This window comes from Pseudomonas taeanensis MS-3 (genome assembly GCF_000498575.2).
Taxonomy (GTDB): domain Bacteria; phylum Pseudomonadota; class Gammaproteobacteria; order Pseudomonadales; family Pseudomonadaceae; genus Aquipseudomonas; species Aquipseudomonas taeanensis.
Window position 1 is genome coordinate 433815 of record NZ_AWSQ01000001.1, and the last position, 14855, is coordinate 448669.

Annotated in this window: 13 protein-coding genes; 6 read left to right on the top strand and 7 right to left on the bottom strand. The window is 62.1% G+C overall.

Annotated features, from left to right (window positions below):
* Positions 1-103: 103 nt before the first annotated feature.
* The 3 genes from TMS3_RS01860 to aguA all read left to right on the top strand — a co-directional run bounded on the left by TMS3_RS01860 (position 104) and on the right by aguA (position 3191).
* Positions 104-742, top strand: coding sequence for a TetR/AcrR family transcriptional regulator (locus tag TMS3_RS01860; protein WP_025163542.1), 639 nt, complete (start codon positions 104-106; stop codon positions 740-742).
* Between the two features lie 256 nt (positions 743-998).
* The gene (gene aguB, locus TMS3_RS01865; RefSeq protein WP_025163543.1) at positions 999-1877 is read left to right on the top strand and encodes an N-carbamoylputrescine amidase; all 879 of its coding nucleotides are present in this window, start codon (positions 999-1001) and stop codon (positions 1875-1877) included.
* Between the two features lie 207 nt (positions 1878-2084).
* Positions 2085-3191: an agmatine deiminase gene (gene aguA / locus TMS3_RS01870; protein WP_029866053.1), complete on the top strand. Its 1107-nt coding sequence runs from the start codon at positions 2085-2087 to the stop codon at positions 3189-3191.
* On the opposite strand, the gene TMS3_RS01875 is transcribed toward aguA, so the two are convergent.
* From TMS3_RS01875 to TMS3_RS01900, 6 genes are all read right to left on the bottom strand, one after another.
* Positions 3188-4915 (bottom strand): SulP family inorganic anion transporter, encoded by a 1728-nt coding sequence (locus TMS3_RS01875; RefSeq protein ID WP_029866054.1) that lies wholly within the window; start codon positions 4913-4915, stop codon positions 3188-3190. The genes aguA and TMS3_RS01875 overlap by 4 nt on opposite strands.
* On the bottom strand, positions 4915-5778 hold the full coding sequence (locus TMS3_RS01880; RefSeq protein WP_025163544.1) for an MBL fold metallo-hydrolase: 864 nt from the start codon (positions 5776-5778) through the stop codon (positions 4915-4917). Before TMS3_RS01880 ends, TMS3_RS01875 begins: the two co-directional genes overlap by 1 nt.
* A 142-nt stretch (positions 5779-5920) precedes the next feature.
* On the bottom strand, positions 5921-6340 hold the full coding sequence (locus tag TMS3_RS01885) for a DUF6691 family protein (RefSeq protein ID WP_025163545.1): 420 nt from the start codon (positions 6338-6340) through the stop codon (positions 5921-5923).
* Positions 6341-6342: 2 nt separating this feature from the next.
* Positions 6343-6804 carry a YeeE/YedE family protein gene (locus TMS3_RS01890; protein WP_025163546.1) on the bottom strand — a complete coding sequence of 154 codons (462 nt, stop codon included), beginning with the start codon at positions 6802-6804 and terminating at the stop codon, positions 6343-6345.
* Entirely contained in the window at positions 6801-7127 is a 327-nt protein-coding gene (locus TMS3_RS01895; protein WP_025163547.1) for an ArsR/SmtB family transcription factor, read from the bottom strand. Before TMS3_RS01895 ends, TMS3_RS01890 begins: the two co-directional genes overlap by 4 nt.
* A 342-nt stretch (positions 7128-7469) precedes the next feature.
* Positions 7470-8732: an OprD family porin gene (locus TMS3_RS01900; protein WP_025163548.1), complete on the bottom strand. Its 1263-nt coding sequence runs from the start codon at positions 8730-8732 to the stop codon at positions 7470-7472.
* 666 nt (positions 8733-9398) lie between these two features.
* Between TMS3_RS01900 and TMS3_RS01905 the strand changes: the two genes are divergently transcribed.
* Positions 9399-9812 carry a PilZ domain-containing protein gene (locus TMS3_RS01905; RefSeq protein WP_025163549.1) on the top strand — a complete coding sequence of 138 codons (414 nt, stop codon included), beginning with the start codon at positions 9399-9401 and terminating at the stop codon, positions 9810-9812.
* Positions 9813-10012: 200 nt separating this feature from the next.
* On the opposite strand, the gene desA is transcribed toward TMS3_RS01905, so the two are convergent.
* A complete protein-coding gene (gene desA, locus TMS3_RS01910) occupies positions 10013-11200 on the bottom strand; it encodes a delta-9 fatty acid desaturase DesA (protein WP_025163550.1) in 1188 nt (395 codons plus the stop codon).
* Between the two features lie 168 nt (positions 11201-11368).
* Between desA and dibA the strand changes: the two genes are divergently transcribed.
* Entirely contained in the window at positions 11369-13690 is a 2322-nt protein-coding gene (gene dibA, locus TMS3_RS01915; protein ID WP_025163551.1) for a phosphodiesterase DibA, read from the top strand.
* A 9-nt stretch (positions 13691-13699) separates the two neighbouring features.
* Entirely contained in the window at positions 13700-14827 is a 1128-nt protein-coding gene (locus TMS3_RS01920) for a response regulator (protein ID WP_025163552.1), read from the top strand.
* Positions 14828-14855 lie beyond the last annotated feature (28 nt).

Genomic DNA, 14855 nt, shown 5'->3' on the forward strand with positions numbered 1-14855 from the left:
ACCCAGCCTACGGGACATCCACCGTTCATCCGCCACGCATCCTGACTTGCCTGCTCGGCACCCGCTGACGTCCAATAGCGCGTCCCTTGCCGAGATGATCGCCATGCCGCGCCCCACCATTGCCCGCAAACCCCGCGCCAGCAGCCAGGCGCGCATCGCCGTAATCCTCGGCGCCGCTCGCGAATTGCTCGCCGAACAAGGCGTCGCCAGCCTGTCGATTTACAGCGTGGCCGAGCGCGCGGCGATTCCGCCCTCCTCTGTCTACCACTTCTTCGCCAGCGTACCGGCCCTGCTCGAAGCACTGACCGCGGACATTCACGCGGCCTTTCGCGCCTGCCTGCAGGAGCCCTTGGCGCACACCGAACTGCGCGACTGGCGCGACCTGTCGCGCAGCGTCGAGCAGCGCATGCTGGCGATCTATGCCGGCGATGCGGCGGCGCGCCAATTGATTCTCGCCCAGCACGGTCTGAGCGAAGTAACCCAGGCCGACCGCCAGCACGACATCGAACTGGGCCGCCTGATGCAGTCGCTGTTCGAACGGCACTTTGTCCTGCCACCACTGCCCAACGATGTGGATGTGTTTGCCCTGGCCATGGAGCTGGGTGACCGGGTCTACGCCCGCTCGGTACAGCTGCACGGCAGTATCACCCCGCGTCTGGCCGAGGAAGGCATGCGCGTATTCGATGCCTACCTGGGCCTGTACCTGCCGCCCTTCCTGCCCAAGCGCAACGCACCACTCTAGCTCGAGGGCAATCCGGGCGAAGCGTTCCCGGATCACATCCGGGCTACAGCTCTAGTCGCCACGACAAATACAGATATTTATCTGCTTTTTAATCGACTATTTGCTTTCAATAGAAAAAATACGCTTTTAAAGCAGATTTATATCGACTATAAAGTCATACACCCACTCGGCGAATCCATGTCCGTCGACCCGGCACCATCATCGGTCGTCTGCTAGTTTGTTACGGCCACCGCTCATTGCTCTTACGAGGTGTTCCATGTCCCGCATCGTCACCGTCGCCGCCACCCAGATGGCTTGTTCCTGGGATCGCGCCGCCAACATCGCCAACGCCGAAAAGCTGGTACGCCAGGCCGCCGCTAAAGGTGCGCAGATCATCCTGATTCAGGAACTGTTCGAGACCCCGTACTTCTGCCAGAAGCCGAACCCGGACTACCTGCAGCTGGCTACCAGCGTGGACGCCAACGAAGCCATCGCGCACTTTCAGAAAGTCGCCAAAGAGCTCGAAGTGGTGCTGCCGATCAGCTTCTTCGAACTGGCCGGGCGTGCCCGTTACAACAGCATCGCGATCATCGACGCCGACGGCAAAAACCTCGGCATCTACCGCAAGAGTCATATCCCGGACGGCCCCGGCTACCACGAGAAGTACTATTTCAATCCGGGCGATACCGGCTTCAAGGTGTGGAACACCCGCTACGCCAAGATCGGTGTGGGCATCTGCTGGGACCAGTGGTTCCCCGAGTGCGCACGCAGCATGGCCTTGCTCGGTGCAGAAATCCTGTTCTACCCGACCGCCATCGGCAGCGAGCCGCATGACCCTAACATCACCTCGCGCGAACATTGGCAGCGCGTGCAGCAGGGCCACGCCGGCGCCAACCTGATGCCGCTGGTCGCCTCCAACCGCATCGGCAAGGAAGAGCAAGGCGACTACGACATCACCTTCTACGGCTCATCCTTTATCGCCGATCAGTTCGGCGCCAAGGTCGAGGAACTCAACCAGACCGAAGAAGGCGTGCTGGTGCACAGCTTCGATCTCGACCAGCTGGAACATACCCGTAGCGCCTGGGGCAGCTTCCGCGACCGTCGGCCGAACCTCTATGGGCCGATCAAGACCCTGGACGGCGTGCTGGAATCCTGAATAAGCGGCTGTGCGGGCGAATCGCCGCGTTGCCCGGTGCTCGCAAACCTCGCCTACCCCTAGGCATGTCTCGTTTGCTGCGCGCCGGGCGCCTTGCGCTTCATCCCGCTCGCTCGCTTATTTGCAGAGGGTAACCCGGATGAAATCCGGGGACTTCTGTTACGACGATACGACTTCCCGGATTACTTCCGGGCTACAGGTGGATCCATGACAACCCTCAACAGCACCCCACGCGCCGACGGCTTCCGCATGCCGGCCGAGTGGGAACCCCACAGCCAGACCTGGATGGTCTGGCCCGAGCGCCCGGACAACTGGCGCCTCGGCGGCAAGCCGGCGCAGGCGGCCTTCGCCGCGGTGGCCAAGGCCATCGCCGAATTCGAGGCGGTCACCGTCTGCGTCTCGGCCAGCCAGTACGAGAACGCTCGCGCGCGTCTCGACCATGGCAATATCCGCGTGGTCGAGATCAGCAGCAATGACGCCTGGGTACGCGACACCGGGCCGACTTTCGTCACCAACGACAAGGGCGAAGTACGCGGCGTCGACTGGACTTTCAACGCCTGGGGCGGTTTCGACGGCGGCCTCTACTCGCCGTGGAGCCACGACGATCAGGTAGCCAGCAAGATCCTCGAGATCGAGCGCTGCGCACGCTACCGCAGCGAAGGCTTCGTGCTGGAGGGTGGCTCGATCCACGTCGACGGCGAAGGCACCCTGATCACCACCGAGGAATGCCTGCTCAACCGCAACCGCAACCCGCATCTGGAGCGCGAAGAAATCGAGCAGGTGCTGCGTGAGCACCTGGCCATCGACCGCGTGATCTGGCTGCCGGACGGTCTGTTCAACGACGAAACCGATGGCCACGTCGACAACTTCTGCTGTTACGTGCGCCCGGGTGAAGTACTGCTGGCCTGGACCGACGACGAGCACAACCCCAACTACCCACGCTGTCAGGCGGCCATGCGCGTGCTGGAAACGGCGCGCGATGCTCAGGGCCGCCAGCTGGTCGTGCACAAAATGCCGATTCCCGGGCCACTGCACGCCACGGCCGAAGAATGCGCCGGCGTCGACCTGGCCGCCGGCACCCAGGAGCGTGATCCCTCGGTGCGCCTGGCGGGCTCCTACGTCAACTTCCTGATCGTCAACGGCGGCATCATCGCGCCGAGCTTCAACGACCCGCTGGACGAAGAGGCGCGCGCCATCCTGCAACGTCTGTTCCCCGAGCACCGCGTGGTGCTGGTGCCCGGCCGGGAGATCCTCCTGGGCGGCGGTAATATCCACTGCATCACCCAGCAGCAACCGGCGCCGCAACGCACTTAACGGACCTCGTGTGACAGCGCGCGCTGGGTACTCTGCGGGTCCAGCGCGCGCAACGCCTCAAACTGGCTGACGAATACCCGCCCGCCGAAGCGCTCGAGGAAATCCGAACGCTTCAGTTGGTCCATCACCGGTCCCTTCACTTCAGACAGATGTAACTGCACCCCGGCACTGTGCAGGCGCTCGACGATGGCCTCCAGGCTGTCCAGCGCACTGGCGTCGATCAGGTTGACCCCCGGGCACATCAGCACCAGATGACGCACCAACGGCCGCGTCGCGATCAACTCGCCGATGCGCTCCTCGAGGTAGCGCGCGTTGGGGAAATACAGGCTCTCGTCGACCCGCAGCGACAGCACGCTGGGACTCTCCACTACGGCAAAACGCAGGATGTTGCGAAAGTGCTCGCTGCCCGGTAACTGACCGACCACCGCCATGTGCGGGCGACTGGTACGCCAGAGAAACAACAGCAACGACAACCCCACCCCCAGCAGAATGCCGGCCTCGACGCCGAGCAGCAGCACGCCGCCCAGAGTGGCGAGTTGCGCCGCGCCGTCCGCTCGGGAAAAGTGCCAGGTCCGCCGCAACGCGCCGAGGTCGACCAGGCCGAGCACCGCGACGATGATGGTCGCCGCCAGCACCGCCTGCGGCAGGTTGTGCAGCAAGGGGGTGAGCAGCAGCACACTCAAGGCAATCCCTGCAGCGGTCAGCACCCCAGCCATGGGCGTCTGCGCGCCGGCCTCGAAATTCACCACTGAACGGGCGAAGCCGCCGGTCACCGGCATGCCACCACTGACCGCTGCCGCAAGGTTGGCGGCGCCCAGACCGAGCAGCTCCTGATCCGGTTCGATGCGCTGGCGACGCTTGGCTGCCAAGGTCTGCGCCACCGACACTGACTCGACGAAACCCACCAGGCTGATCAATGCCGCCGCTGGCAGCAGTTGCCAGATTAACGCCAAGTCCAGACTCGGCAGGCTCAGCCCCGGCAAGCCCTCGGGCACCACGCCAACCACCTTGACCCCGGCCTGGACCAGTTGCAGGCCCGTCACCGCCAGGATCGACAGGACGATCGCCAACACCGGCCCAGCCTTGGCCAGATTACCGGCCAGCAGCGGGCTGACCCCACGACCCACCAACCAAGCCTTGAGATAACCGCGCACCCACCAGAGGAACAGCAGACTGCAGCCCCCGATCAACAGGGTCGGCAGATGGGTCTGCGGCAGATTCAGCAAGAGCGCGGGCAGCAGTTGCAACAGCGTCTCGCCGCCGCCCGGCACCCCGAGAATATGCCTGAGCTGCCCCAGTGCAATGAGGATGCCAGAGGCACTGATAAAGCCAGTAATCACCGGATGGCTGAGGAAGTTGGCGAGAAAACCCAGGCGCAGCAAGGCCATGCCCGACAGAATCAGCCCGGAGAGCAGTGCCAGCAACATCGCCGCGCCCAGGTACTCGGCACTCCCTGCGGGAAACAACGGACCGAGGGCAGCGGCGGTCATCAGTGACACCACCGCCACCGGACCGACCGCCAGGGTGCGGCTGGAGCCGAACAGGGCGTAGCCCAACAACGGCAGGATGCTGGCGTACAGTCCGGTCACCGGCGGCAGGCCGGCCAGCATGGCGTAGGCCAGGCTCTGCGGAATCAGCATCAGGGTGACGATCACTGCGGCCAAACCGTCCTGCCCCGCCAGTTGTCGGTTGTAGCCCTGCAGCCAGTATGGGCGCCAGCGCATCAGAACACGTCCACGGGGATTTTCAGGTAGCGGATGCCGTTGCCCTCGGCCGGCGGCAACTCGCCGCCACGCATGTTGACCTGCACCGAGGGCAGGATCAGAGCCGGCATATTGAGCTCGGCATCACGGGCGCGACGCATGGCCACGAAGGTCTCTTCATCGATGCCGTCGTGTACGTGCACATTGTCAGCACGTTGCTCGGCCACCGTAGTCTGGTAGAGATGATGATCGCGGCCAGGCGCCTTGTAATCGTGGCACATATACATCCGGGTCGCGCCCGGCAGTTCGAACAGCCTGCGGATCGAACGGTACAGACTGCGCGCATCACCGCCGGGGAAGTCGCAACGGGCGGTGCCGTAATCGGGCATGAACAAAGTGTCACCGACGAAGGCTGCATCGCCGATCAAGTAGGTCATGCATCCTGGAGTATGCCCCGGGGTGTGCAGGGCTCGCGCTGAGATAGCACCTATGCTGAAACACTCGTCATCGCGGAATAATTGGTCGAACTGGCGGCCGTCGGTGGCGAACTCGCTACCAGCATTGAACAGCTTGGCGAAGTTGCTCTGAACCAAGGTGACCCGCTCGCCTATGGCCAGCCGCCCGCCCAGTTGATGCTTGAGATAAGCAGCGGCGGACAGGTGATCGGCATGCACATGGGTGTCCAGCAGCCAGTCCACTGCCAGGCCCTGCTCATACACATAGGCAATCAGGCGTTCGGCATTGTCTAGCGAGATGCGCCCGGCAGCCGGGTCGTAATCCAGCACCGGATCGATGATGGCGCAACGCTTGCTGGCCGGATCGCTGACCACATAGCTGTAGGTGGATGTGGCTGGATCGAAGAACGCGACGATTTCAGGCGACATGACAACTCCTCTGAGCAGCGGCCCGCAAGCCGTCCGCGAAACAGACCCTAGCCGTTTACAGCCATTGATGACCAGCGGCGAGCATCTCGGGCAAACAGACGCGTTCGAATGTTGCAACATGGCATCTCATCGCACCCTCAGGTTACAGGCCGCGCCGACGCTCCAGTGCAGTGAACAACAGCATCCCGGCCAACATAGCCAGAACGAACACGACGCTCTGCCAGTGACCACTGAACAGGATGGCCACCGCAGGTCCCGGACACAGACCGGCGATGCCCCAACCGATACCGAACAGCAGGCTGCCTCCGATCAAGCGCGGATCCAGCTCACGCTTGACCGGCAACTGCATGGACGCACCCAGCAGTGAGCGTGAACGCTTGCCGGCCCAGGCCATCGGCGCCGCCGCGACGCCGATGGCGCCGAGCATCACCAACAACAGCGATGGGTCCCAGGCCCCGGCCAAGTCGAGAAAGCCGAGTACCTTGCTCGGGTTGGCCATGCCGGACAGCAGCAGGCCGATGCCAAACACCAGTCCGGCTAGCAATGCAGTCAATTTACGCATGCTCACCCCCCAAACAGATGGCGTAGGACGAAGACCGTGGCGAAACCACTGGCCATGAAACCGAGGGTCGCCAGCAACGAGCGCGGCGACAGCCGCGACACGCCGCACACGCCATGCCCGCTGGTGCAGCCAGAGCCGTAACGGGTGCCGAGGCCGACCAGCAACCCCGCGACCAGTAGACTCAACCACCCGACCTGGAACTCGATCACCGGCATCACCGCGAACAGCCCCCACAGCAGCGGCGCCAACAGCAGCCCGAGCAGGAACATGGCCTTCTCTGCGCGCCCTTCACCGCCCTGCAGAACTGCGCCCAACAGGCCGCTAATACCGGCAATGCGTCCGTTCAACAGCACGAACAGCGCGGCGGCCAGGCCGATCAGGGCGCCTCCCGCCAAGGAGGTCCATGGCGTGAAGTGGAGCCAGTCTATAGCGACCCCATCGGTAGCGATCCTATCGATACTCATGGCGTTTCTCCTGCGCAGAACAACTGATAGAGGGTGCCGATCACCGCCAATGCCGCCGGGCTACTGATCCGATAATAGATCTGTTTACCCTCGCGCCGGGTTGCCACCAGCTCCTCGCGGCGCAATACCGCCAGTTGCTGCGACAGCGTCGGCTGCTGGATGCCCAGCAGGGTTTCCAGCTCGCTGACATTGCGCTCGCCTTGCGAGAGCTGGCACAACAGCAACAGACGGTCGGGGTTGGCCAGTGTCTTGAGCAACTGACCGGCGGCATTGGCGTTGGTTCGCAACTGCTGGATATCGAGAGTGGTTTCGCCCGGAGTCATGATGGCCGCTCAGTTAAGATAACTACAATATGTATTTTTATATACTGTATGACAACAGCTTGGCAAGCAGTACACGGCGCGCTACGTGCAGCCTTGGTCGCGGTGTTTTTGTCTTTTGCTCGCGGCCAGACCGTCCAAGCGCATGGCGGCGTAGTCAGGATGAAATCCAGCGCCTGGCAAACCACTCCCGGATTGAATCCGGGCTACCCGTTGCGCTTCATAAGAGGCGGCATGGCGCAGTCTTCTCGCGGACAGCGGAAACAAAAAAGCCCGGAGCAAAGTCCGGGCTCTAATCGTCACGACTGAAAGGATGCACCGTTCAGTCGAACTGCGTCGTCGCCATCAGAACAGCGGCAGGCTGTAGCTGACGATCAGACGGTTCTCGTCGATGTCATTGGCGAAGTTGGAGCGCACAGTCGCGTTGCGCCAGCGCACACCGAGGTTTTTCAGCGCGCCTTCCTGGAACACGTACATCAGCTCAGTGTTGCGCTCCCACTCCTTGCCCTCGGAGCGATTGGCACCCAGTTCGACGTTGTCGCCGGTCAGGTAGCGGGTCATGAAGGTCAGACCGGGAACGCCGATGGAGGCGAAGTTGAAGTCGTAACGCGCCTGCCAGGACTTCTCGTCCTTGTTGGCGAAATCGCCGATCTGCACGTAGTTGACCAGGAACGGATCGGTACCATTGATGTAGGCAAAACCAGTGTCGCCGCTCATCTTCTGGTAGCCCAAGCCGAAGCTGTGGCCGGACAGGCCGTAGGTGATCATCGCACCGAATGCCTTGTTATCGACGTTGCTGCGCCCGTCGTCGGTGGAGCGGGCATAGCGCAGATCGGTCTTCAGGGTCTGTTTGTCGGCCAGCGGCAGCACATGCACCAAGTTGAAGGAGTTCTGCTTGTAGAGGTCCTCCAGGTTGGAGTGGTAGTAGGCCGCGGTCAGATCCTGGGTGAGCTTGTAGCTGCCGCCGAGGAACTGGAACGAATCGGTCGTGATGCCGCCAGTGGTGGCGATGCCACGGCGGCCGCCACTGGTGATGGCGATGTCTTCGAAGTCGCCGGAGTTGCGGTGGTTGACTTCGCGCAGGTAGCCGCCATCCAGGGTCAGGCCGTCGATCTCCTGGGAAATCAGCTGGCCACCCTTGAATACCTGCGGGGTCAGGCGGCTGTCGCTGGAGGCGATGGCCATGTTCTTGAACTGCATGCTGCCGGCACGCAAGGTGCTCTTGGATACCTTGACCTTGCCGGCAACGGCCAGATCGGAGGAGTAGTCCTGCGAACCGCCCGACGAGCGATCGGGCACCAGCAGGCCGCTACCCGCCGTGCCGTCGCCCGAATCCAGTTTGAAACCGAGCATGCCGATGGCATCAAGGCCAAAGCCCACGGTGCCTTCGGTATAGCCGGAATCCATGCGCAGGATAAAACCTTGTGCCCATTCTTCCTGCTTGGCCTGGCTGGGGGTCGGCCGAGCATCCTGACGGAAGTCGCGGTTGAAGTAGAAGTTGCGCGCCTCCAGGCTGGCCTTGCTGTCCTTGATGAATTCAGCATTGGCGAGCTGGCTCAGGGACAGGGTGCCGACCGCTACAGCCAGCGCCAGGGTTGTCTTTCTCATTATTCTTTACTCCAGTGTTTTAGGGGTGTCACTTCGTTCATGCACCGGGATTACCCGAAGCAGCGGGTGCAGAGCGAATTCGTTCGATCAGCCACCGGGACTTCGCTCACGAGCAGCCACGCAGGCGCCAGAGCAGAGAATCGTTCGGTGGGCGAAGGGAATCAGGACTGTGTGTCGGGGCACACATGCAAAACATTGTGCGACTGCTTTGTGACAATTTGAGGTGAGCAGGTGATCTTCATCGGCGCAGATCTCAGTATTTTTATTGTGTGCCGGCCAGGGAGCCAGCTTTAGGTCTGCAAAGCCTTACGCAGATACTGTGCCAGCTGCCAAATAACGCCAGGCAACCGCTCTATTTCGGGATGCTGTGAGCAGATGCAGGCTTTGCGCCGCAATCATCCAAAGAAAAAATAAGCGGATTTTTGCCGAGAAACACATCGCTATCGGCGGGTTATCGCCAAGAGCAACAGGTCTGGCCGCATGGCCTGAGGCACGCTTGCCGGAGCGGGTAGAGTCAGCTAGCGTCGACAGTAAGGACTGCCTGCGCAGCGGAGCAGCACGTGAACACAGGAGATGGATGGAGTTACTGGGCAAGATGGGCCCGTTCATGGATGCGAGTGAAGCGACTCCCTATTCGGCCATCGGCCAACGTAGGAGGGATTGACTATGCGTCTGTTCATCCGACACCCCACGGACGTGCCGATTGAGATTCAGGATGCTCCCGAGCATGGCTATGTCAGACAAGCCACTCAGGATATCGGCTTTGGCGGATTGGCCTTCATTTCCACTAAAGCCTTCGAACCAGAGTGCCTCATTGCGCTACGGATTCCCTGTCTGCGACCCGCCTTCGAGGTGGCGATGGCCCGTGTCACCTGGTGCCATAGCAGCAACAGCCACTTTGCCATCGGCGTGGAGTTTCTCGACTCAGCCGAGGCGTTCCGGGTGCGCATGATCGAGCAGATCTGTCACATCGAGAGTTATCAGCGCGAGGTCGAACAACGAGAAGGTCGTCACCTCAGCGCCGAACAGGCGGCAGAAGAATGGATCAGCCGTCATGCCTCGTCGTTCCCCGACCCTTGAGCCTGTCAGAAGCGAGAGATTGCCGGGCTAGACGCAACGCCCGATGCTCTGCTGGCGATGCCTGATCGGCAGCAGAGAGACGGCTGCACGTTTGGCCAGCATTAAAAACCCGCCGAATGGCGGGTTCTAACAGCGCGTCATGAAACAGCCCCGGCGCCCTGCGGCAGCACCGATGGGCACCGCAGCTGAAGCGCTAACACTCAGGCGAGCGTGGCGGGGCGCAGCGAGTAGGTCTTCAGCTGCTCGGCGAACTCGCGCAATGACTGAATGCCGCTGGCTTCCGCGTCATGCACCCACAGCCTGATCGCTTCGAGCATGTCGTGGCCATTGGAGCTGGTCTTGACCCAGATCTGCTGCAAGGCCAGACGCTTCTCGTAGATCACCTTGAGCGCCTGGCTCTGCGCCAGCATGGCGTCGATGCGTACCTGCTGCTGGTCCTGCAACAGGCTCGGCTCACGGGCCAGCAAGCGCTTGGCGCGATGAAATTGGTGGCGCACCGAGGCATCGGCCTTGGCCAGTTCCTGCTTGACCAGCGGCCCAATCACCAACTTGCGGTATTGCGCCATGATCTGGAAACGATTGTTGAGGATGGCCATGGCGGTATCCATATCCAGCTGACGCTTGCCTTCGACGCGGTGGGCGATCGGCGCGACGCGCTGCACCTTGGCCAGACCGAACAGGCTGAGCAACTGAATCCACGCCCAGCCCATGTCGAACTCCCACTTGCGCACCGACAGCTTGGCCGAGTTCGGGTAGGTGTGATGATTGTTGTGCAGCTCTTCGCCGCCAATCAAAATGCCCCAGGGCACCAGGTTGGTCGCCGCATCGCGACACTCGAAATTGCGGTAACCGACGGCATGCCCGAGGCCATTGATCACCCCGGCCGCCCACACCGGGATCCACATCATCTGGATCGCCCACACGGTGATGCCAATGACGCCAAACAACGCCAGGTCAATCAGCGCCATCAACGTCACGCCACCGAAGGTGAAGCGAGAATAGACATTGCGCTCGATCCAGTCGTCCGGGCAGTTCTTGCCGTAGATGCGCAGGGTTTCCGGGTTCTTCGCCTCTTCCTGATAGAGTTCGGCACCCGTACGCAACACCGTGCTCAAGCCCTTGATCACCGGGCTGTGCGGGTCATCGACAGTTTCGCATTTGGCATGATGCTTGCGATGAATGGCGGTCCACTCGCGGGTGTTCTGACCCGTACTCAGCCACAGCCAGAGGCGGAAGAAGTGTTTAACTGCTGGATGCAGTTCGAGCGCGCGATGCGCGGAGTAACGGTGTAGATACACCGTGACGCTGACGATGGTCACGTGCGTCATCAGCAGGATGACAGCAACCAGCTGCCACACTGACAGATCGAGAAAACCGTTGTACCACATGGAGTCGAGTGCCTCTAAAAGGAAGACGCAGCTTGTCCAACAATCCCAAGCCGTGCTGCATTATCACCAACATAGATCAGAAAACCAGTTGGTCTTTTGGATAAGAATGTTACCGCTGCGCCCATCTATATACTGACCAGCAGATAAAAAAGAGCCCCTCAATCTCCTATGCCCTTACTCTACGGCGCTTTGCGCCTGACCCTGATCTATGCGCTGACCGCTGGTCTCTGGGTCTTTTACAGCGACGGACTGCTGACTGCGCTTGGCCTATCCATCGAGCAAATGCAACGCTGGCAACTGCTCAAGGGGCTGGGCTTTGTCCTGCTCACCAGCCTGCTGCTGTACCTGACCCTGCGCGCCCATCTGCGCCTGCACTCCCGCATGCGCAATGCCCTGACTGCCAGCGAGGAGCGCCTGAGCCTGGCGCTGGACGCCGCCAAGGACGGCCTGTGGGACTGGAACCTGCAGACCCTCAAGGTGTTTTTCTCGCCGGGCTATACCCGCCTGCTTGGCCTCGAGCCTGGCGACCTGGGCGATAGCCGTGACAGTTGGCTGCATCACCTGCACCCGGACGATCACGCTCACTGCCAACAGAGCATCGTGCAACTGTTGCACGCCGCCTGTCAGGCACCTTACGAAAACACTTATCGTCTGCGTCATCGCGACGGCAGTTACCGCTGGATTCAAGCACGTGGGCGCTTGCTGCTCGACGCCCAGGGCCGCCCGCAGCGCTTGATCGGCACCGCCAGCGACATCACTCAGCGGCGCGCCGACGAAGACAGCAGACGTCAGGCCGCGGCGGTGTTCGATGCGACTCAGGAAGGCGTGCTGGTGACCGATGCCGCGCAACGCATCGTGCATATCAATCCGGCCTTCAGCCGGATCACCGGCTACAGCGAAGCGGAAATCCTCGGCCAGCAGCCCAGTCTGCTGAAATCCGGACGTCACGACCCCGCCTTCTACGCTGCGCTGTGGCAGACCTTGCAGAGTCTGGGAGCCTGGAGCGGAGAGGTGTGGAATCGGCGCAAGAATGGCGAAATCTATCCACAGTGGCAGTGCATCCGGGCGATCCACGACGAACAGGGGGGTGTCAGTCATTACGTCGCGGTGTTCTCCGACATCAGCGCGCTCAAGCGCTCACAGCACGAGCTAGACTACCTGGCGCACCATGACCCGCTAAGCGACCTGCCCAACCGCCTGCTGTTCACCGAGCGCGTCGCCCATGCCCTGCAACGAGCCCAGCGCGAGCAACACGGTGGCGCGGTGCTGTTGATCGATCTGGACCACTTCAAGCACATCAACGAAAGCCTCGGCCACAACGTCGGCGACCTGTTGCTCAAGGCCGTCGGCGAACGCTTGAGCGCGCAACTGACCACCGGCATGACCCTGGCCCGCCTGGGTGGCGACGAGTTTGGCGTGCTCTGCGAAGATTGCCTGCATGCGCAACTAGCCGCCGAGTTCGCCCAGCAACTGCTCGACACGCTGAATACACCATTTCGACTCGATGGCCACGAACTATTCATCGCCGCCAGCATCGGCATCAGCCTGTTTCCAGGCGACGCGCAGAGCGTCGAGCAAGTGCTGCGCAATGTCGACTCGGCCCTGTTCAAGGCCAAGAGCAACGGCCGCGAAGGCTTTGCCTTCTATGCTCAGGAGCTGACCGAATACGCGCGCCAGCGGGTTGAACTGGTCGGCGCACTGCGCCATGCCTTGGAAGGCAATGAACTGCGTGTGCATTACCAGCCGCTGCTGTGCCTGCAGAGCCAGCGGCTGATCGGTGTCGAGGCGCTGGTGCGCTGGCAACATCCACAGCGCGGCCTGGTCCCGCCGGGAGAGTTCATCCCGATCGCCGAAGAAAGTGGCTTGATCGGCGCCATTGATGCCTGGGTGATGGCGCACGCCTGCCGGCAGATGGTCGCCTGGCAGGCCGCCGGCAGCGCTATCCAGTTCGTCGCGGTGAACGTCTCCAGCCGCCTGTTCAGCCACGGCAAACTGGATGGCCAGGTCGCCCAGGTTCTGGCAGAAAGCGGCCTCGACCCGGCATGCCTGGAGTTGGAGGTCACCGAAAGCGCGGTCATGCAGGACCCCGATGCGGCTCAGGGGCTGCTCGAGCGCTTGCGTGACCTGGGCATTCGTCTGTCCATCGATGACTTCGGCACCGGCTATAGTTCCCTGGCACGCCTGAAACGCCTGCCGGTCCACAAGCTCAAGCTCGACCAGAGTTTCGTGCGCGGTTTGCCGCACGACCACGACGATGCAACCATTACCCGCGCGGTGATTGCACTCGGCCATAACCTGGGCCTGAAGGTACTGGCCGAAGGCATCGAACAACCGCAGCAGATGGAGTTTCTTCGCCAACTAGGCTGTGATCAGGGCCAGGGTTATTACTTGGGTCGCCCGCAGCCGGCCGAACAGCTGCCCACAGCGTTTGAGTTGCCGCAGCCGCTGAAAATCCCGCTCACCGAACGCGTAACCCAGCAACAGGATTAAGGACCGATCATGCGTGTGATGATTCTCGAAGATGACCATTGGATCGCCGACCTGCTCAAGCAAATCGTCCTCAGCCTCAGACCAGGCGCTCAGGTTAGCTGCCTGGAGACGGTGGCCGATGCCCTGCTCGATTGGCAGCAGAACGCCGCCGATCTGGTGATCGCCGACTGGAACCTGCCTGACGACCCCGGCACCCTGCTGCTCGAGCAGATTCGCCGGGACAACCGCCAGGTGCCCCTGGTGATGATCACCGGCCGCGCCGATCGCAACAGCGTGATGGAGGTCAGGCCGCTGGGCATCAGCGCCTTCATCAGCAAACCCTTCCAGGTACCCAAGGTGCTCGAATGCCTGGAACGCTTACTGCCACCGGCCGAAGACAACCCACCGACCGAGACCGGCACCAGCGCGAACCTGAGCGCCTACCTGGCCGAACTGCCCGCCGATGATCTGGACCTGCCATTACAGCCCGGCATGCTCGATGACCTGCAAACAGATGCCGCTGCACCACCGACCCTGCAGGTACTCAACCAACGCTGGCAAACCGATCCGGCCCTGACCGCCCGCCTGGTCGCAGCGGCCAACAGCCGCCAATACAACCAGGCCGGCATCCCCTGCCTGAGCCTGACCGCGGCACTGCAGGCACTGGGGCCAGCCACCAGCCTGAACATTGGCCTGGGTCTCGGTCTGCGTCCGAGCGCAGAACTCCAGGACGCCGAGCTACAACTGCAGGCCCTGGCTCACATGCAACAGGTTGAACGCCTGAGCCAACGGGTTCGCGAGCTGGCGGAACAGTGCCAGATCGACCCGGCCCCCCTGCAGACGGCAGCGGCGCTGCATCGCATTGGCGAGCTGTGTGTGCTACATCATGCCCAGCTCTGGCAGAATGCCGGCAACACGCTGGACGCGGAGCAGCTGAGCCAGGCTCTGGACGAGGTCAGCAACGAGCTGGCCAATCGCCTGAAAGCCCATTGGCGCCTACCTGTTCCTCTTCGCGAGCTGATCGGAGCCTGCTATGTATTGCCCGGCAACAACGTCAAACGCGAGACCCTGCTCATGCGCCTGGCCGCCAGCGAGCTAGACGCCACCCCCAACAGCAACGACCAGGCCCGACTGAGACGCCTGGCCGGATTATCCTGAGGAAGCCCCAGACGCCGTGGTGAAGGAT